Annotated in this window: 13 protein-coding genes; 7 read left to right on the forward strand and 6 right to left on the reverse strand. The window is 67.4% G+C overall.

The window, feature by feature from the left end:
* The first annotated feature begins 284 nt into the window (after positions 1-284).
* From LC490_RS23425 to LC490_RS23435, 3 genes are all read left to right on the forward strand, one after another.
* Positions 285-965 carry a response regulator transcription factor gene (locus tag LC490_RS23425; protein ID WP_031370134.1) on the forward strand — a complete coding sequence of 227 codons (681 nt, stop codon included), beginning with the start codon at positions 285-287 and terminating at the stop codon, positions 963-965.
* Positions 946-2,178, forward strand: a complete 1,233-nt coding sequence (locus LC490_RS23430) for a HAMP domain-containing sensor histidine kinase (protein WP_223621798.1) — start codon at positions 946-948, stop codon at positions 2,176-2,178. Before LC490_RS23425 ends, LC490_RS23430 begins: the two co-directional genes overlap by 20 nt.
* 142 nt (positions 2,179-2,320) lie before the next feature.
* Positions 2,321-3,412 (forward strand): agmatine deiminase family protein, encoded by a 1,092-nt coding sequence (locus tag LC490_RS23435; protein WP_223621799.1) that lies wholly within the window; start codon positions 2,321-2,323, stop codon positions 3,410-3,412.
* Positions 3,413-4,003: 591 nt separating this feature from the next.
* Here the strand turns inward: LC490_RS23435 and LC490_RS23440 are convergent.
* The 4 genes from LC490_RS23440 to LC490_RS23455 form a co-directional block, all read right to left on the reverse strand.
* Positions 4,004-4,954, reverse strand: a complete 951-nt coding sequence (locus LC490_RS23440) for an alpha/beta hydrolase (protein WP_223621800.1) — start codon at positions 4,952-4,954, stop codon at positions 4,004-4,006.
* Between the two features lie 211 nt (positions 4,955-5,165).
* A complete protein-coding gene (locus LC490_RS23445; protein WP_223621801.1) occupies positions 5,166-7,589 on the reverse strand; it encodes a penicillin acylase family protein in 2,424 nt (807 codons plus the stop codon).
* A gap of 125 nt (positions 7,590-7,714) precedes the next feature.
* Positions 7,715-8,785 (reverse strand): helix-turn-helix transcriptional regulator, encoded by a 1,071-nt coding sequence (locus tag LC490_RS23450; protein WP_223621802.1) that lies wholly within the window; start codon positions 8,783-8,785, stop codon positions 7,715-7,717.
* 63 nt (positions 8,786-8,848) lie between these two features.
* Complete coding sequence (locus LC490_RS23455) at positions 8,849-9,868, reverse strand: sugar kinase (RefSeq protein ID WP_223621803.1); 1,020 nt, start codon at positions 9,866-9,868, stop codon at positions 8,849-8,851.
* A 202-nt stretch (positions 9,869-10,070) separates the two neighbouring features.
* Between LC490_RS23455 and LC490_RS23460 the strand changes: the two genes are divergently transcribed.
* Both LC490_RS23460 and LC490_RS23465 read left to right on the forward strand, forming a co-directional pair.
* Positions 10,071-12,920: a TonB-dependent receptor gene (locus LC490_RS23460; RefSeq protein ID WP_223621804.1), complete on the forward strand. Its 2,850-nt coding sequence runs from the start codon at positions 10,071-10,073 to the stop codon at positions 12,918-12,920.
* A gap of 103 nt (positions 12,921-13,023) precedes the next feature.
* On the forward strand, positions 13,024-13,833 hold the full coding sequence (locus LC490_RS23465; RefSeq protein ID WP_223621805.1) for a rhamnogalacturonan acetylesterase: 810 nt from the start codon (positions 13,024-13,026) through the stop codon (positions 13,831-13,833).
* On the opposite strand, the gene LC490_RS23470 is transcribed toward LC490_RS23465, so the two are convergent.
* Together LC490_RS23470 and LC490_RS23475 are read right to left on the reverse strand one after the other, a co-directional pair.
* Positions 13,830-15,467, reverse strand: coding sequence for a carboxylesterase family protein (locus tag LC490_RS23470; protein WP_223621806.1), 1,638 nt, complete (start codon positions 15,465-15,467; stop codon positions 13,830-13,832). The genes LC490_RS23465 and LC490_RS23470 overlap by 4 nt on opposite strands.
* A 7-nt stretch (positions 15,468-15,474) precedes the next feature.
* Positions 15,475-16,821 (reverse strand): hypothetical protein, encoded by a 1,347-nt coding sequence (locus LC490_RS23475; protein WP_223621807.1) that lies wholly within the window; start codon positions 16,819-16,821, stop codon positions 15,475-15,477.
* A gap of 219 nt (positions 16,822-17,040) precedes the next feature.
* On the opposite strand from LC490_RS23475, the gene LC490_RS23480 reads away from it, so the two are divergent.
* Positions 17,041-17,877, forward strand: coding sequence for a 2-keto-4-pentenoate hydratase (locus tag LC490_RS23480; protein ID WP_223621808.1), 837 nt, complete (start codon positions 17,041-17,043; stop codon positions 17,875-17,877).
* Positions 17,874-18,869: a TRAP transporter substrate-binding protein gene (locus LC490_RS23485; RefSeq protein WP_223621809.1), complete on the forward strand. Its 996-nt coding sequence runs from the start codon at positions 17,874-17,876 to the stop codon at positions 18,867-18,869. The genes LC490_RS23480 and LC490_RS23485 overlap by 4 nt, the downstream gene beginning before the upstream one ends.
* Positions 18,870-18,926 lie beyond the last annotated feature (57 nt).

Below are 18,926 nucleotides of genomic sequence, written 5' to 3' on the forward strand. Positions count from 1 at the left end.
GCGGGCAGCTTCGGCACCCTGCTTGGTTCAGATAGCGCTAGCGCAGCACCCACGGTCCTCTCTTATGGCAAACCATCGCAATTGTCCAGGCTCGATCATTCAGGCTGGATGGCCCAACCGTGGCTGCCACTGCCGGGGGGCGCGGCACCGCAGCGTCCGCGAATCGGCTGCGCTTTGCCAGGGTGGGTATCGACACGGCCGAATTGGCGAGCTTCTCGACCGACCATGGCCCAGGCCGGTGCTGCCCCACGATCCGCGCCGACGGCCTGTAGTAGCCTAACGCCATGCGCCTGCTCGTCCTCGAAGATCAAGCCGATTTGCGCCGGGCCGTTGCCGGACGCCTGCGCTCGCACGGGCATGCGGTCGACGAGGCGCCCGATCGCGGTACGGCGGAATCGTTCGTGCGCTCGTATGCCTACGATGCCTTCGTGCTCGACCGACTGCTGCCGGATGGCGATGGCCTGTCGCTGCTGCGGCAGTGGCGCGAACGCGGCGTGTCGACGCCGGCCTTGTTTCTCACTGCCTGCGACCGGGTCGAAGACCGTATCGAGGGTTTCGCGAACGGCGCCGACGACTATCTGGTGAAACCCTTTTCGATGGACGAGCTGATGGCGCGCATATCGGCCATCGCCCGCCGCAGCGGCGAAATCCGCCCCAGCATAGTGCGCGTGTCGGATCTGGAGGTCGACCTCGGCCGTCGTGAGGTCAGGCGCCGCGGGGTGCTGTTGCCGCTGCGCCCGAAAGAGTTCGCCTTGCTGCAGTTGCTGGCCGAGCGTGCCGGCCGCGTGGTCTCGCGCAGCGACATCATCGCCGCGTGCTGGGGCGAAAGCCAGGAGCCTGCCTCGAACGCCGAGGAAGTGATCGTCGCGGCGCTGCGCCGCAAGCTCGGCGCTCCTGCGCTGCTGCGCACGATCCGCGGCGCCGGCTATCTGCTGGAAGAGCCGGATGCCGCAACGAAGCCGTGAGCAAGTGCTGCGCAGCCTCCACCTGCGTTTGACCGCAGGCTGGACCCTGGCCTGGCTGCTGTGCGTGGCGACGCTATGCATCGTGGCCATCAGCGTGCATGCGCGTCTCAGTCAACTCGATTTCGAGTCGCGGATGCAGCTTCGCGCCACGGCGATATACGGACTCACCTGGTTCGACGAGCGCGGCGCCTTCCACGATGAAGTGTTGCGCAAAGAGCCCGGCGTGCTGGATGCCGGCAGCGACGTCTGGGTCATCGCTCCCGGACCGCCGGACCGGATACTGCTGCAGCCTGGGCAGCCCCGTTTCGATCCGGCTTCGCCCGCCGCCCTGGCCGCGTCGGTCCTGCGCCGCGGCGATTTCGCCGAGGACGGGCGGGATCGGCGCGGCAGGTCTTATCGATTGCAGGCCAAGCTCACCTACGACCATGCCGACCGGCCCATCGCAGCGATCCTGGTGCTGGCCGATCCGGGCGCACGCGATGCCGCACAGGCCGCCTTCGTGCGCTGGACCTTGCTGGCCGTCGCCGTGCTCGCCGCGGTCGGCGTGCTGGTCGGCAACGCCCTGGCCCGCCGTTCGCTGCGGCCGGTCGTGCAATCGTTCGAAATACAGGAGCGCTTCATCGCCGCGGCGGCGCACGAGTTGCGCACGCCGGTGGCCGGCCTGCTGGCGCTTTGCGAATCGGCCGACGCCGGCGAGGCGCCTCCGGCGCAGACGCTCGGCCGCGTCAATCGGATCGCCGCGCAGACCGCGGGCCTGGTCGACAAACTGCTGTTGCTGGCGCGACTCGATTCGGCGAACGCCCAACTCGCGAACGAACAGGTGCGTCTCGATCTGCTGGTCGAGGCGGTCCTGCCCGAGGACGGTTCGGTGTCGCTGGATGCCTGCGAGTCGGTGATCCGGGCCGACCCGCGGCTGGTGCAGATCGCGGTACGCAATCTGGTCGAGAACGCATTGGCGCATGCACCGGCCGACGGCACGCGCGAGCCGGTCGCGGTGACTGTTCGCGGCCGGACCGTCGTCGTCGAAGACCGCGGCAGCGGTTTCCCCGCCGAGCTGATGCAGCGGCTCACCGAGCCGTTCGTGGCCCGTGCCGCCAGCCCGGGCTCCGGGCTGGGCCTGTCCATCGTGCAGCACATCGCACAACTGCATGGCGGCCGGCTGCGCCTGGAGAACCGCGCCGGCGGAGGCGCCCGGGCGATTCTCCAGCTTTGACCTGGTATCAGCTGGATGTCAGGTTCGCCCCGTAGATTGCCGCTCCAGACGCCCCGCCCGGGGCCTGGAGACCATCGCAATGCAAGCCGATCCGCGGTTTTCGAACCCATCCGCCCTGCCCGTCCCGGGCTGGCACAAGCTCATGGCCGGCGCCCTGCTGGCCGTCGCCCTGGCGACTGCCGGCGCCGCCCACGCCCGTACGGCGTCGGGCTACATGCCGGACGAGACGGCGCGTCATGAAGGCACCTGGCTGCAGTGGCCGCATGCCTATACCTATGGCCGGACCTATCGCGACCGGATCGAGCCGACCTGGATCGCCATGACCCAGGCGCTGGTGCGCAGCGAGAACGTGCACATCATCGTCTACGACGCCGGCGAACAGACGCGCGTTCGCAACAAGTTGGCGGCCGCCGGGGTGTCCCTGGCGAAGGTGAGCTTCCTGATCCGCCAGACCGACGACGTGTGGGTGCGCGACAACGGCCCGATCTTCGTCTACGACGCGAACGACCGACTCAAGATCACCGACTGGGGCTTCAACGGTTGGGGCTTCGATGCGGCTTACCGTAAGGACGACGCCGTTCCGGTCACCGTGGCCGGGCAGTTGGGCATGGCGCGGGTCGATCTCAACGACGTGGTTCTGGAAGGCGGTTCGATCGAGACCGACGGGCGCGGCGTGCTGATGGCGACCCGCAGTTCGATCCTGGAACCGAACCGCAACCCGGACATCACCGAGGCGGAGCTGGAGGCCGTGCTCGCCGACCAGCTTGGGGTCGACAAGTTCATCTGGTTGGACGGCGCGCCCGGCGGCAAGGACGACATCACCGACATGCACATCGACGGCTTCGCCCGTTTCGGCACGCCGCATGCCATCGTCACCATGAGCCGCAGCGACTTGAGTCATTGGGGCCTGCCGGCGGGCGACATCGACCGCCTTTATAGGGCCACCGATATCGACGGCGCGCCCTACGATTTCGTGCAGCTGCCGCTGACCGCGCGCGATGTCGTCACCAGCTATGGCTACAAGCTTGGCTACCGAGGCTCGTACGTGAACTACTACGTCGGCAACACCGTGGTGCTGGTGCCGGAGTACAAGGACCCGAACGACGCCGTGGCGAAGTCGATCCTGCAACGGCTCTATCCGGGCCGCAGCGTCGTCGGGATCGATGTGCGCAACCTGTATCGCAATGGCGGCATGGTGCATTGCGTGACGCAGCAGCAGCCTGCGGCGTTGTGAGGCACTGACCACGGCTACGGCTGTCGCGTCGGCTTATGGCCGGCGCGATGGCGAGGGTTACTTCGCCTTAGGAGGCGGCGGCCATTCCAATGTAGGAGCGGTGTGAGCCGCGACCGCGCTGTAACGGTCTCGCGGCGTCTCGTTGCCGCAAGATAAAGATCTAGATCAAACGCCAAAAGCTTCCGCCACTAAAGCGGCGGGTTACTTTCTTTTGTCTAAAGCAACAAAAGTCCGTCTGGATTCCCTTCGGTCAAAGGTAACCAAAGAAAAATGCTTTGTTTTGAATCACAGGCCCGCGCGTCCGATGCCGTCGCAGGGCTCTACATACGGGACATCCCTGTCCCGATGAAAAACGGCCTGCATCCCTGCAGGCCGCCCTCCGGGTCTTCTGTTGCCTTCGCGAGTGTTTCACGACGCACAGCAACAGAAACAGAAACAGAAACAGCAATCCTGCAGCCACGACGACTCAAAGGGTAGGAGCGACGCGAGTCGCGACCGCGTTGCAGCGGTCTCGCGGCGCATGGCCGGTTTCTGCGTAGGAGCGGCGTGAGCCGCGACCCGTACCGCGTCGCATCTATGAAAAATCCGCCCTCAGAAGAACCCCGCCGGCATCGGCGGCGTCGCATCGTCGAGGAACGGCACGGTCGCGGCCACGACGGTCTCGGCTTCGGCCATGATGCCGATATGGGAGGTGCCTGGCAGGACCAGCAGGCGGGCCGGCGGCGGGGCCGACAAAAAGCCTTGCGCCGCTAGCGCGGGGGCGCCGCCGCCGCGCATGCGGAACATCTCCACGCCGTGTTCCGGGCCCATGATGTCGTAGTCGCCCATGACGATCATGGTCTTGTGCTTCAGCGCCTTCATGCCGCTGCCCCAGTCGAAGGGCGTGGCATCGAGCACTTTCAGTTTTTCGACCAGCACCGGGAAATCCTCTCGCCTGGGCGCGAGCCGGTCGTATTCCTTCCTGATCGGCGTGTTGTCGAACACCGCAGGGGTGATATGTCCGATGCCCGCCAACACTTCCTTGTAGGCCGCGTCCAGGCGGGTGCCCGCCGAGGCCGAGACCAGTTTCGCGACCTTGGCCGGATGACGGATGGCGAGCTGGATGGCGGCGCCGCCTCCCATCGAGTAACCGAAGACGTCGGCTTGCTTCACCCCCGCTGCGTCGAGCACGGCCGCGGCATCGTCGGCCAAGGCTTCATAGGTGATCGGGCCTGGGCCATCGCCGGTGCGGCCGTGGCCGCGTTGATCCAGAACGATCACCGGACGGGTGCGGGCGAAACGATCGACGATGGCGGCCATGGTATCGGCCGACATATAGGCACCGTGCAGGACCAGCAGCGGGGCCTTGGCCGATTTCAAGTCGCCGACGATGTCGTAGTGAATGGCCAGGTCGTCGCGTTTGACGATGGCGGCACGTTTGGCGGGCGCTGCTACTTGCGACGGTTCCGCCGCGAGTGCGGTGACGGTGGGCGCGGCGAACAGCGCCAAGCCGGTCAACACGGCCGCGGCCAGCGATCGACAACCGGAATGAGACAGGGACATAGGGGCTCCTTTATTGGTTCGGTGAAAGTATTGGGTGGATGTGCCGGTTCATCGGGGACTGGATCGGCAGCGCCGTCGTCGGCCATCCAAAACGACCGATCTATGGATTAGACGAACGAGGAATCGGCGATTCGACATGCCCTCGATATGCCGGGTCATCGGCCAGCCGATGCCCGGGCCGTTGCGACGGCCCAGGCTGGACGGCGGATCTTCAAAGTTTGCGTTCGGGCGTCAGCACCAGCGAGTAGACCGCAGGGCCAGGCAGGAACGGCGAGCGCCGCCCCTGCACCCAATCGTCGTGCCCGCGCCCCCAGAACGGCGAGAACACGTGCCCGCTCTGCCCTCCCGGCATGTGGGCGATACCCGAGTCTTCGTGCCCGGGCGAGACCACCATGCGTTCGGTGGCGCCGAAGGCCGGGCCCTGCACGCGCGGCATGCCGCTGTCGCCCGGCAGCGGATCGCGTGGCATGCACAGCAGGCGCTTGCCCAGCAGCGGTACGGCCGAAGCCAAGGGGTGACATATCGCCGCGGTATTCCGCTCGCCCCAGGTGCGCTGCGCCAGCGCTCCCTGGCCGGACAACTCCTGCCGTACTTCCTGCGCCGCATCCTCGAATAGCGCCTCCCAGGACGGATAGCGCCTCGACAACAGATGCTTCGGCTGGGCCGTGGCCAGGGGCCAGGCCACGCCTTCGAACTGCGGCAACTGCGGCATGACGAAACGGTGCTTCATCCTCGCCTGGGCCGGTGCCGTCAGGCCATCGAGGATGCGCGCATGCACCGCCAGCCGCCATGCGCGTACCAAGCGGTAACTCACCGAGTCGGCGCTCGCGCGTCCCTCCCAGCGAGCGGCCGCCTGGGCCATTGCAGCCAATGCGGAATCGCTGCGGCCACGACGCGCCTGGGCCTGCATCAACTCCCACCATGGCGTCAGCATCAACGCCCGGTCGTCGAGCTGGACCGCCAGGAGATCGGGCTCGGCGAAAGTTCGCCGCTGCTGCAAGGCATCGCGTATCTGCCCGGCTCGTGCGCCGTGCGAATAGCCGCCATCGCCTATCCGGTTCAGCGACGCGGCATCCAGGGTGCGGTTGTTCGCGGTCCACAGGCGATGGTCCGGCGGGTCGATGATGAAGGGCGGGATGAAGGGCGGGATGGAAGGCGGCGCAGCGTATTCGGCCGAGGCGTCCGGGCAATTTCTCTGCATCGAACTGTCCGGGCCGGCCTTTGTCGCCGCTCGCTCGCTCGACGCTCGCTCGGTGCCGGGCCATCGGCAATCGCTGGAGTCATGCGCGGATATCGTCGGGCCGATCAGGGTCCAGGCAATCCGGCCGCGGCGATCGGCCAGCATCAGATTGGCCGTGGGCAGGCCCACCGTGCGGGCCTGGGACAATGCCTCGCGCACGTCGCGGGCGTGGTGAAGTGTCGCCAGATCGAGGTTGAGGCCTTCGGGGCGATAGGCCGTCCAATGCAGTTGCATCGGTGGCTGGCCGACCGCATCGTCGATCAAGGGGCCGCGTTCGTCATCGAGCACCCGCAGCACGACCGGGTCGCGCCCCTTGACCCGGATGATTTCCACCGCGGGTTTGCGTTGCAGCAACGCGGCGCAGCTGCTCGCCTCCTTGCCCCCGCAATGCGGATCCCAATCGAGCGTGTCCGCATAGCCGTTGGTGAACCCCCAGGCGACCTTGCCGTTGCTGCCTGCGATGACCACCGGCAAGCCCGGCAGGGTGAACCCGGAAACGTCCACCCGCCCGGTTTCGTGACCGTAACGCAGCCGCGCCCGGAACCACACGTTCGGAACGCTCAGCCTGGAGTGCATGTCGTCGGCCAGGATCGCGCGGCCATCGCTCGTCAGCGCCCCGGCGACGGCGAAGTTGTTGCTGCCCGGCGTGCCGCTGCTGTCGATTGGGGCCGGGCGCGGCCGAACCGGGCCGGGCAGTTTGCGCAGATCCACGGCATCCGCATCCGGCAACACGGCGTCGCCGCGGGCTTGTCCTTGCATCGGTGCATCCCAGCGGGTTCCGTCGCGCATCAGCAGATCGAACACCGCCGCAGGCAGGTGCGGCCGCATGGAACGCAACGCAGCTTCGCGCCCGTTCGACGCATCCTGCAGGTTGACGTACATCGCGTATCCCGCCAGCGCCGAGTCCTCGGCTTGCCACGGCTGCGGCGCTTGGCCCAGCAGCAGATAGGGCCACGGCCGCACCTTCAGATGTGCCAGGCCGGCATTCACGCCCTCGGTGTAGGCACGCAAGGTCTCCGCGTGACCGCCGGCGAAGGCCTCGGAGTGGAGCCTGGCGCGATGGCGGAAACGATGGATCCGATGTTTGCGGTCGGCCTTGAGCATGGAGGGGCCGAGCAGCTCCGCCAATTCGCCGGCGGCGGTGCGCCGCATCAGATCCATTTCGAAATAGCGCTCCTGGGCATGGACGTAGCCCAAGGCACGCGCGGCGTCGGACTGGTTGGAGGCATCGATGGTGACCACGCCATCGCGATCGCGCTCTACTTCGACTGCGGCGGAAAGCCCGGCCAGGTCCAACCGCCCGTCCAGGGTCGGCAGGCTGCCGCGCACCAGCCACCACGCCGCGAACGGGAGCAAGGCGAACAGCGCTGCCAGCCCCCACAAGATCGACCGCAACCGCTTCGCCATTTCGCCTCGCCCATCGGGATGTCGGTCCGCCGCTGCGGCGGAGAGGAATTATTTTGCGCCTGCGCACCGGAGCAGACCACGCATGGGCCAGCGCCGCCCTGCCCCACAACGGACTAAGGCTGCGGCTCCGACTCCGAGCCGGCCTGTAGTCCCTGCCTGGATTGCAGGCTAGTTCGCAGCCACTGCTCCGTCGCCGGGTCGGCCGGCAAGAAGGTCTCGACGGCCAGTTCGCACAGGCTCAGGTCCAGCGGGTTCTTGAACATCGTGGTGGTGCTGATGAAGGACAACACGCCGCAGGATGCGCGCAATCGCAGGGGGACGACGAAGCCGTGCGCGGCCGATGCGAGCGCCTCTGCCGCCGGTCCGGGGTAATCGCTGAGCTCTCGATGCAAGGCTCGAAGCATTGGGTCGGCGGTGGCTTCGGCCTGCCGGCGCAGGCGATGCAGCAGATGCGCACGCCATGACCCCAGATTGAGAATCCGCGGTGCCAAGCCTTGTGGGTGCAGGCTCAGACGCAGCACGTTGAGCGGTGCCTGCAACAGGAACGGGGCGATGCCGCCGTCGTGCAAAACACTCAGCGCGTGATTACGCGCCAACAAGTTCCAGTAGCGGTCGACGGCGATCGCCGGGTACGGCTCGTGGCCGCGCAATACCAGCTCCACGGCCTCGCGCGCCGGTTCGAGTGCCGGGTCGTCCTGGATGCGGCCCTCGGAATAGATCGCCGACCACCCGCCAGCCCGCATCAGCAGATTGCGTTCGCGCGGCGGCACGTCGAGGCGGTCGGCCAGGCGCATCAACATGGTCCGGCTCGGCTGCGAGCGACCGGTCTCGATGAAGCTCATATGGCGCGCAGAGGTATTCGCAAGCTCGGCCAGGTTCGACTGGCTGAGACCACGGCGCTGGCGCCAGTCGCGGATGAGTTCGCCTACGGGTCGGATCGCGTTCATGCGGCCACGATAGTCAGAGCGCAGGGCTTGGCCATTACCTGTGGGGTAAACGACATGGCCGACCCATTGGCTGCGCTGCCGCTGTCGATGCACCTCACCGAGGCGACCATCACATCGCTTCGTGGCCGCTGTGCGCTCGCCGATCCGTGCCGCTAGAGCCGACTGGTCCGGGCGGCCGCCTCGGTGCCGTGCCCGACCGCCCCTGCGGTAGCCGATAAAAAAGTCGCCCGGACGCACCGGGCGACTCCTGTTTCGCAGGCGCGGCCCCGCACTGCTCTCTAGGACGGTGCTCAGGCCATCCTAGCGACGGACGTGGAAGCCGCCGCCGGCGATCAAGTCGTTCACGTCCTGGGCGCTGACCAGGTTGAAGTCGCCGGGCGCGGAATGCTTCAGGCTCGCTGCGGCCAAGGCAAAGCTCAGGCCGTCTTCGTCGCTCATCCCGTCCAACAGGCCATGCAGGAAGCCGGCGGCGAAGGCATCGCCCGCACCGATCCGATCGACGATGCCATGCAGCTCCCGGGACGCGGTATGCACAGCGCTGCCGTCGCGATGGAACAGCGACGCCGACAACAGGTGATGATCGACGTCGCGTTGCTCGCGCCGGGTGCAGGCCAGCCGTTGCAGGTTCGGGAAGGCCTCGAACGCGAGCCGCGCGGCGGCGGCCGGGTCGTCGCCGCCGGAATCTCCGCTGGCCTTGGCTGCCAGCACGACCGCGATGTCGCGGTGATCGGCAAATGCCAGGTCGGCCAGGCTCATCAAGGTATGCAGGATCGGAGCGGGGTTGCACTTCGATTCCTGCCATAACGAGCTGCGGAAATTGCCGTCGAAGCAGACCCGGACGCCGGCATCGCGGGCGGCACGCGCGGCGACGATGGCGACTTCCGCGCCGCGTTCGCCGAGTGCGGGCGTGACGCCGGACAAATGCAGCCAGGAGGCGCCGGCGAGCAAGGCCGGCCAGTCGTAGGGCGCGGTCCCCGCGATCGCGAACGCCGAGCCGGCGCGGTCGTAAAGCACCCGGCTGGGCCGTTGTATCGCCCCGGTTTCGAGGAAATACAGGCCCATCCGCCCGACTCCGGTCAGCACCGCCCGGGTGTCGACGCCCTGTCGCCGCAGTTCGCCGCGTGCGGCGTCGCCGAGCGGGTTGTCCGGCACCAGGCTGACCATCACCGCTTCGTGCCCGAACCGGGCCAGGGATACGGCGACATTGGCCTCGGCGCCGCCGACATGCACCTCGAGTTGCGGGGACTGCAACAGCCGCTGGCGTCCGGGCGCGCCGAGCCTGAGCAACAGCTCGCCGAAACATACGACTCGTCCGCTCATACCACCCCCTTCAGAATGATCCACCGGCCGATCGTGACCGGCCTCCCATAAGCGTTTGCGCACCGCAGCATGCTGTTCGGTCAAGCTTTTGTTAGGGTTTTGACCAGCGGTGTCATTTTTGTTCAGGGGACACCATATCAGGCGCAGCAAGCCCGTCAAGACCGGTTCCCGAGCGGTCTGGCACCTTCGGAAGGGGAGAGGAATGCAAGTGCAACTAGAGACCAGAAAGACACCGGTTACCGTGCTCGCCGCCGCCATCGCGCTGGGGCTGTCGATGTCGCCATCGACAGGGTATGCGCAACAATCGGCGCAATCGGCGCAATCGGCCCAGGCCGGTGCCGAAGCGGCTCCGGCAGAATCGGTTCCGGCAGAGGCGGCTCAGTCAAAATCAGCGCCGCTTGAAGACGCCAAGAATCTCGATGCGGTAGTCGTCACCGGCTTTCGCGCCAGCCTGCAGCAGGCACTGGACATCAAGCGCGAGGAAGTCGGAGTGGTCGACGCCATCGTCGCCGAGGACATCGCCGACTTTCCCGATCTCAACCTGGCCGAGTCGCTGCAGCGCATTCCCGGCGTCTCGATCGCACGCGATGCCGGCGAAGGCCGGCAGATCTCGGTGCGCGGCTTGGGCCCGGATTTCACTCGCGTGCGCATCAACGGCATGGAGGCGCTGACCACCGCCGGCGGCACCGACAGTTCCGGCGGCGCCAATCGCGGCCGCGGTTTCGACTTCAACGTCTTCGCCTCGGAGTTGTTCAACAGCCTGAAAGTGCGCAAGACCGCCTCGGCCGACGTCGAGGAAGGCTCGCTCGGCGCCACCGTGGACCTGCAGACCGCCCGGCCCTTCGACTACGACGGCCTGACCTTCGTCGCCGGCGGCCAACTGGGCTTCAACGATCTGTCCAAGGACATCGACCCCCGCGCCACCGCGCTGATCAGCAACACCTGGGCCGATGGCCGCTTCGGCGCCCTGCTCTCGGTGGCCTACACCGACCGGCGCCTGGTCGAGGAAGGCCACAGCACCGTGCGTTGGGACAACGGCCCGAGCAGCGGCGGTTTCGCCGCGAGTTCGCCGTTCGCCGCTGCCCGCCTTCCAGGCACGTTCCATCCGCGTATCCCGCGTTACGGGGTGATGGAGCACGACCAACAACGCCTGGGCATCACCAGCGCCCTGCAATTCAAGCTCAGCGACAAGACCGAGCTCGGCCTGGACCTGCTGTACGCCAAGTTCGACGCGACCCGTACCGAGAATTTCCTCAACGGCATTTCTTTCAGCCGCACCGGCACCGGCAAGCCGCAGACCGTGGTCCTCGACGGCGAAGTCGACGAACGCGGCAACCTGGTCTACGGCCGCTTCAACAACGTCGACGTGCGCTCGGAAGCGCGCTACGACGAGCTCAGCACGAAGTTCAGCCAGGCCAATTTCTACGGCGAACACAAGTTCAGCGACGACTTCGCAGTGAGCGGCCAGATCGGCCGGGCCAAGTCCGAATTCGACAACCCGATCCAGACCACGATCACCCTCGACCGCAGTAACGCGCAGGGCTATGTCTACGATTATCGCGACAGCAGTCGCCTGCCGATCATCGACAACGGCTTCGACGTCAACGACCCCAATGCCTGGAGCTTCGCCAACGGCGTGTCCGAGATCCGCCTGCGCCCCCAGGCCTCGGAAAACACCTTCGATAACCGGCAACTGGATTTCCGCTGGACCCTCGCCCCGGGCTTCAAGCTCAAGGGCGGCATCCAGTCGAAGAAATACCAGTTCGACAGCCGCGAGATGCGTCGTGTTTCCGAGCTGGCCGTGCCGTCGTTGCCGGCCGGCACCAATCTGGCCGACCTGACCCGCTCGGTCGCCCTGCAGGGCACCAGCGTCGGCGGCGCCAACGATTCGCGCTGGCTGATCCCGGACATCGGCGCCTTCGACCGGCTGTTCGACATCTACAGCAACTCCGGCACCTTCGCGCTTTCGCCCGACGTGGCCAGCGCCCGCGGTAACAACCGCAGCGTCGAGGAAAAGGACCTGGGCTATTACCTGCAGACCGATTTCTCGACGAACCTGGGCGAGATCCCGATCAGCGGCAACTTCGGCGTGCGCCACGTCAAGACCAAGCAGTCTTCGACCGGTTTTGCCCTGGCCGGCACCACGCCGGTATTGACCACGGTCGAGCGCGAATACAACGACACCCTGCCCTCGTTGAACCTGGTCGCCGACATCACCCCGGACTTCCTGATCCGCTTCGGCGCCGCCAAGGTGATGTCGCGGCCGGGCCTGGCCAATCTGACCCCGGGCGTGACGGTAAGCGTGAGCGGCGGCAACCGCGTCGTCGCCGGCGGCAACCCCCTGCTCGACCCGTTCCGCGCCAAGACCTACGACCTGGGCCTGGAATGGTATTTCGCCGAAGAGGCCTTGCTCGGCCTCGGGTTCTTCTACAAGAACATCGACAGCTTCGTGCAGACCTCGCGCGAGATCCGCCCCTACAACACCTCCGGCCTGCCCAATGAATTGTTGGCCGGGACCGGCGCGCTGCCGACCGACGAATTCCAGTTCAACATCCCGGTCAACACGCCGGGCGGCAAGCTGCGCGGCGTCGAGTTGAGCTATCAACAGCCCTTCAGCTTCCTGCCGGGCTTCTGGAACGATTTCGGCGTGCAGTTCAACTACACCTACGTCGATTCGAAGATCCAGTACGTCACCGCCGCCGGCGCCTCGGCGCTCAAGACCGACCTGGTCGGGCTGTCCAAGAACGCCTATAACGCGACCCTGTACTACGAAGGCGAACGTTTCAGCGCACGGGTGTCGGCGGCCTATCGCGACGACTACCTGACCACGGTGCCGGGCCGTAACAACGCCGACGTCGAAGGCACTAAGGGCACGACCACCATCGACATGTCGGCCTCGTGGAAGATCAACGACAAGCTGGAGCTGACCTTGGAAGGCCTCAATCTGACCGACGAATACAACGATCAATGGGTCGATTCCCTAGCCGATCGCGTCTCGGTCTATCACCACACCGGGCGCCAGTACTTCCTCGGCCTGCGCTTCAAGTTGTAAGGCGTCGCTTCGCGACGCGAACCGGTGCGGCTCGCTCGTACGAGTCGCACCGGCTGCGACGGCCGCGCAGGTCCCTGCCCTTAACCTTCTCATCGGTGCGTCGATGCGTGCATTGCTGCTGATTGCCTGCCTGGCCTTGTGGCCGCTGGCTGCCTGCGCCGATCCGGTGCCGACCGTGTTCCTGGCCGGCGATTCGACGATGGCGATCAAGCGCGCCGAGAAACGCCCCGAGACCGGTTGGGGCGAGGCGTTCGAGGCGCAGTTCCAGCCCGGCCGGATCAGGCTCGACAATCGCGCCATGAACGGTCGCAGCACGCGCAGCTTCATCGAGGAAGGACGCTGGCAGGATCTGCTCGACGAGGTCGGCGCGGGCGATTACGTGTTCATCCAGTTCGGCCACAACGACCAATCCAGGCACAAGGCCGACCGCTACACCCCGCCGCCCGACTACCGGCGCAACCTCGAAGGTTTCGTCGATCAGGTCCGCGAGCGCGGCGCCACTGCGATCCTGCTGACGCCGGTGGCGCGGCGCCGCTTCGACCGGGCCGGTGCAGTGCTCGACAGCCATGGCGACTATCCCGGCCTGGTCCGGCAAGTCGCCGCCGAACGCGCGGTGGCGCTGATCGACATGGAGCGGCGCAGTCAGGCCGTGCTCGGCGCATGGGGCGATGCGGGCTCCAAGGCCTTGTTCCTGTGGCTGCAAGCGGGCGAACACGGCAACTACCCCGAAGGCTTGCGCGACGACACGCATTTCTCGCCACAGGGCGCACGATGCATGGCCGCGGAAGTCGCCGATGGCCTGCGTCTGCTCGGCCTGCCCTTGAGCGCATCGCTCAAGCCGCCGGCACGATGCCTGCGGCCGGTTCCGACCGGGGCCGCAGCGGCTCGACCGGGCACGGCTTTGCGAGGCTAGAACGTCCCGCGCTGCACGAACGGCACACGCTCATACAGCTTGCGCTCGCCGGCGCGCGGATCCTCGACCAGGCGCGGCTGCGCATCGAACAACAGGGTTTCGCGCCGCTGCAACGAGTACGGCGCCCAGGCCGGCAAGCCGTCGTGGTTCGGGTCGCCGTGCCGCGCCAAGGCGATCAAGGCATCGCTCATGCGCGCCGCCAGCGCCCGAGCTTGCGCGTCGTCGCCGGTGCGCGAGCCGGCTTGGCCGGTATTGTCGAACACCAGGGCGATGTCGAGCGTATGCATGGCGCCCCATCGCCCGCCATCGAGCGGCGACCCCCAATCCAGTTGATAGACCCAGGTCGGTGCGCCCTGGCGCGCCCGGGCTTCGGCCTCGATGATCGCCGCGCGCCAGGAGCGGCCGGCGGTGGTCGCGGCGAAGAAGATCTGCGACGGCGTGTAGCCGGGATACAGGCGCCGGTACTCGGCGATCACCGTGTCCGGGTCCAGGTCGACGTACTGGTGCTCGCGCAGTTTGCCCGGCAGTTCGTCCCAGCCCAGGGCGAGGTTGGCCGCATCGCCGGCGAGGAAGGCGCGGGTTTCGTCGCGGGTGTTGCCGATCACCATCGGGATCGCGGCCGATTGTGCGGGCGCGTCGGGATAGAACGGATGCCGGTGCAGAGATTTCGCATCCAGCACCGGCCCGAAATACAGAGCAGTGTCCTCGATACGCGAAAAATCGCGCAGCGACGTCACCTCCACCAGGGCCTGCATCGGCAGTGAGCGCAGCCGCGAGAGGCCCTCCGGCGCGATCTTCAGCGCATCGAGCAGGCGTAGCGCACGCTGCGTCGCGGCACGCGGCCCGGCCGCGGTGACCTGTTGCCCGCTCATGGTCAGGGCGCGGTGAAACAGCCCCTGCGCCGCAGGCATCGCCATCAGGCTGGCGATCTTGGCGCCGCCGCCGGACTGGCCGAACAAGGTCACGTTGCCGGCATCGCCGCCGAACTCGGCCGCGTGATCGCGCACCCAGTGCAGGGCCTGGATCAGGTCGAGTTGGCCGACGTTGCCGGACCAGGCGTAGTCGTCGCCGCCGAGCTGCGCCAGGTACAGATAGCCGAAGGCGTTCAACCGATGATTGAGGGTGATCACCACGACATCGCCGCGCCGGCACAGACGCACGCCGTCGTAGAGCGGGCTGCTGCCGGAGCCGCTGTCGTAACCGCCGCCGTGCAGATACACCAACACCGGCCGCGCGACGCCATCGCGCAATGCCGGGGTGAACACGTTCGCGTACAGGCAGTCTTCGCTGATGCGGGCGTCGGGTTTGCGTTGCGGCGCCGACGCGCCGTGTGCGAGCGCATCGCGAACGCCCTGCCACGGCCGCTCGCGCAGCGCCGGCATGAAGCGGCGCGTGGAGGTGTCGGCGCCGTAGGGAATGCCCTTGAACACCAGCACGCCGCGGTCGCGATAACCGCGCACGCGACCGCTGCGGGTGGTGGCGACCGGGGTCTCGGTGCCCGGATGCGCAAAGCTAGCCGCCCCGGCCGCCGATGGCGCGCTTTTATCGGCTGCCAGCGCCGCGGACGGCAAGCAAGCGCCGGCCAAGGCACCTGCAAGCGCTTTCAAGCTGTCGCGACGCCCTGGATCCTGCATCGCCGCCTCAGCGCAGCGGCGCCCGACGCGGCAGCGGTTTCAACGGCTCCATCGTCGCCAGGTCCCAGTCCGCGGCGACGAAGGCTTGCCGGGTCGGCTCGACCTTCGGATAGCCGCCGACCTCGTTCTCGCTGTCGATGATCTTGCCGCGGCCTTCGACGGTGTCGGCCAGGATGCGGCGATCGATGTCGTCGCGGTCCCAGGGCCGCGCACCGGCATCGGCGATGACCGCGTCCTGCACCTTCGATGCCGGCAGCAGGCGCACGCCGAACGGCAGCGCCGGCGCCTGTTTCATCTCGCTCACTGCGAGCGGCGTCGTGGTGTAGCGCCCGACTTGCGGCAAGGGCCGGCCGAGCCGGTCGACCGCGATATTGTCCTCGGCGAAGTACGACAGCGCGCCCGAGCCGCCGACCATGAGCAAGGCGACGTCCTCGGTCGATGGACCGGCGCGCATCACGTTGCCGCGCAGCACCATTTCGCCGCTGGAATAGGCGTGGCCCAGCCACTCCTCGGCGATCAGGTTGTAGTGCGCCGCTCGCTGCCCCGGGTCGTAGATCAGGTTGTTGAGGACCTGGCCGCGCGCCCCGCCCTTGAACAGCGGATTGCGCTCGTAGTTGTGCGCGTACAGGTTGCCGGCGATCAGGACCTCGTTGACGTGGTCGTGGATCAGCGTGCCTTTGGAATGCTCGCCCTTGCCGTGGGTGGCGTTGGCCAGGCCCTCGGCGATCAGGTTGTTGCTGAAGGTGATGCGCCTGGAGGCCGCCTGCATCCACTCGGCCTCGGTTTCGCCGGCGAAGCGCGTGCTCGAGGCCGACAGGTTTTCGTCGGTGGCCCAGGTCAGCGAGCAATGATCGACGATCACGTCGTGGGCGCCGCGCACGGTGTTGATGGCGTCGAAATCCACGCCTGCGCGTTTTTCCAGACCGGCCTCGCCGGGCCGTATCCGGATGTGGCGCACGACCACATCGTGGGTGGCGATGGTCAGGCCGCCACGGATGAAGGTGACGCCCGGTTGCGGCGCGGTCTGGCCGGCGATGGTCAGATAAGGCTCGCTGATGCGCAGTTCCTTGCGGGCCAGATCGATCACGCCGGCGACCTCGAAAACGACGATGCGCGGGCCCGGCGTCGCCACCGCTTCGGCGAACGAACCGGGGCCCTCGCCGGCCAGGGTAGTGACCCTCAGGATCTTGCCGCCGCGCCCTGCCGGCGTATGCGCCGCCCACCCCATGGCGCCGGGGAACGCCAGGGCCCGCGCCGCGCTGTCGGCGGCGAAATCGGCGGCGGAATTCGTCGATGTCTGCGCCGTCGCGATGCCGGCGATCGCGGCGAACATCGCGAGCAGAACACTGCGCACCGCCCTGCTCCGATCGTTTTGCCGATTGCTGCGCCGGCCTCCGTCGCGATGGCGGGTTCGATCAATCCCCGCGGCCTTGCCGTCGATGCCTTGCCCCACCTCGCCACTCCCCATCGCGCCCTCCCAGGTCTGATCCGAGCATACGCCGGATTGTCAGTGACACCGGTTTCCTATACAACACCCGGACGCACAATCGAGCCCCCGGGGGACCGTTCAGGCATGCCAACACACCCGTTCGATGACCAGCGCGACGAGCTGGCGATCGCGATCCGCCTGGTGCGGGCCCGCTGGCAGGCGAAGGCGCTTGCGGCCTATCCAGGCCTGCAACCGCAGACTCTAGACGCCGGCTACCGGGTCCAGGACCAGGCCATCGCGCTATGGCGGCAAGCCGTCGCGGGCTGGAAGGTCGGGCGCATTCCGGACGCCTGGCAGGCCACGCTCGGCGAAGACCGCCTGGTCGGCCCGATCTTCGCTGGCGCGGTGCAGAATGTCCCGGCAGGACAAACAGGCCGTTTCCCGGTGATCGAACATGGCTTCGCCGCGATCGAGGCCGAATACGTATTCACCCTCGGCAGCGATGCTCCTGTCGGCAAGACCGAGTACAGCGAAGACGAAGCCGCGGAACTGGTCGCTTCCCTTTCGATCGGCATCGAACTGGCCGGCAGCCCCCTGGCGTCCATCAACCGACTTGGCCCGGCGGTGGTGGTGTCGGATTTCGGTAACAACGCCGGGCTGATTGTCGGCCCGGCGATCGCCGACTGGCGCCGCCTCGACGATCGCGAACTGACCTGCGAAAGCTTCATCGACGAGCGCTCGGTCGGAACCGGCGGCGCCGCTTCCATACCCGGTGGGCCGTTGGCGGCTTTGGCCTTCGCCCTGGGGCGTTGCGCGCGGCGCGGTTATCCGCTCAGCGCTGGCATGCACGTCACCACTGGCGCAGCCACCGGCATCCACGACATCCTCGCCGGTCAGTCCGCCTGCGTGGATTTCGGTCGTTGGGGCCGCCTGGCCTGCGAGACCGCCACCGCCACCGCGACGATGGAGAGCCTGCCATGACCACGCGACGCAAGTTCCTGCTCGGCCTCGGCGCCGCCGGCCTGTCGGCGAGCGCGGCTTCCACCTCGTGGGGCAGCGGCGACGACGGACGCGTGCTCACCGCGACCGACGTCCACGTCAAGGACTATCCCACCGTCGCCGCGGTCGACTGGATCGGCCGCCAACTCGAGGAGGCGACCGGCGGACGTCTGCGCCTGCGCATGTACCACTCCGGCCAGCTCGGCCGCGAGTCCGAGGCGATCGACATGGCACGCTTCGGCGCGATCGACATCACCCGCGTCTACAGCGGCGCGCTCAACAACGCCTTTCCGCTCACCCAGGTCTTGTCGCTGCCCTATGTGTTCGACTCAGTCGCGCACCTGCGCCGGGTGCTCGACGGCGCGGTCGGCGCGCAGGTGCTGCGCGGCTTCGCTGCGCGCGAATTGGTCGGCCTGGCGATGTACGACTGCGGAGCGCGCTGCTTCTACAACGTGCGCCAGCCGATCCGCACGCCGGCCGACATGCGCGGGCTCAAGTTCCGGGTGCCGTCGTCGGACATCTTCATGCGCATGATCCGCCTGCTCGGCGGCAACCCCACGCCCCTGGCCTACGGCGAAGTGTTCTCGGCCCTGCAGACGCATTTGATCGACGGCGCCGAGAACAACCTGCGCAGCTTTCATTCGAGCCGGCAGTTCGAGGCCGCCCGGCATTGGTCGCAGAGCGAGCATTCCTATGCGCCGGACGTGCTGCTGATGTCGAAACGCAGTCACGACGCATTGGCTCTGCGCGACCGCGGCTTGCTGCTGGAGATCGCCCGGGCCTCGGTGGCGGTGATGCGACGCCTGTGGGACGAATCCGAGGCGGTCGCGCGGCGCTCGCTGATCGAGGCCGGCGTGCGCATGAACGACTGCGACCTGCCCGCTTTCCGCAAGGCGGTGGCGCCGCTGTTGGACGACTACCACCGCGTGCCCGCGCTCGAAGCGCTGTACCGCGACGTACGCTCACTGGCTTGAGGCCCTACCCGTGAATGAAGCACGCGATGTCGATCCGCAGGTCCTGCCCTCCACGTC

The sequence above is a fragment of the Lysobacter sp. ESA13C genome (genome assembly GCF_019970005.1).
Lineage (GTDB): Bacteria > Pseudomonadota > Gammaproteobacteria > Xanthomonadales > Xanthomonadaceae > Lysobacter > Lysobacter antibioticus_B.

Coding starts and splice junctions, on each gene's coding strand:
- LC490_RS23440 (WP_223621800.1), bottom strand. CDS start 4,954: ATGTCCCTGTCTCATTCCGGTTGTCGATCGCTGGCCGCGGCCGTGTTG.
- LC490_RS23425 (WP_031370134.1), top strand. CDS start 285: ATGCGCCTGCTCGTCCTCGAAGATCAAGCCGATTTGCGCCGGGCCGTT.
- LC490_RS23485 (WP_223621809.1), top strand. CDS start 17,874: ATGACCACGCGACGCAAGTTCCTGCTCGGCCTCGGCGCCGCCGGCCTG.
- LC490_RS23470 (WP_223621806.1), bottom strand. CDS start 15,467: ATGCAGGATCCAGGGCGTCGCGACAGCTTGAAAGCGCTTGCAGGTGCC.
- LC490_RS23435 (WP_223621799.1), top strand. CDS start 2,321: ATGGCCGGCGCCCTGCTGGCCGTCGCCCTGGCGACTGCCGGCGCCGCC.
- LC490_RS23465 (WP_223621805.1), top strand. CDS start 13,024: ATGCGTGCATTGCTGCTGATTGCCTGCCTGGCCTTGTGGCCGCTGGCT.
- LC490_RS23460 (WP_223621804.1), top strand. CDS start 10,071: ATGCAAGTGCAACTAGAGACCAGAAAGACACCGGTTACCGTGCTCGCC.
- LC490_RS23430 (WP_223621798.1), top strand. CDS start 946: ATGCCGCAACGAAGCCGTGAGCAAGTGCTGCGCAGCCTCCACCTGCGT.
- LC490_RS23455 (WP_223621803.1), bottom strand. CDS start 9,868: ATGAGCGGACGAGTCGTATGTTTCGGCGAGCTGTTGCTCAGGCTCGGC.
- LC490_RS23480 (WP_223621808.1), top strand. CDS start 17,041: ATGCCAACACACCCGTTCGATGACCAGCGCGACGAGCTGGCGATCGCG.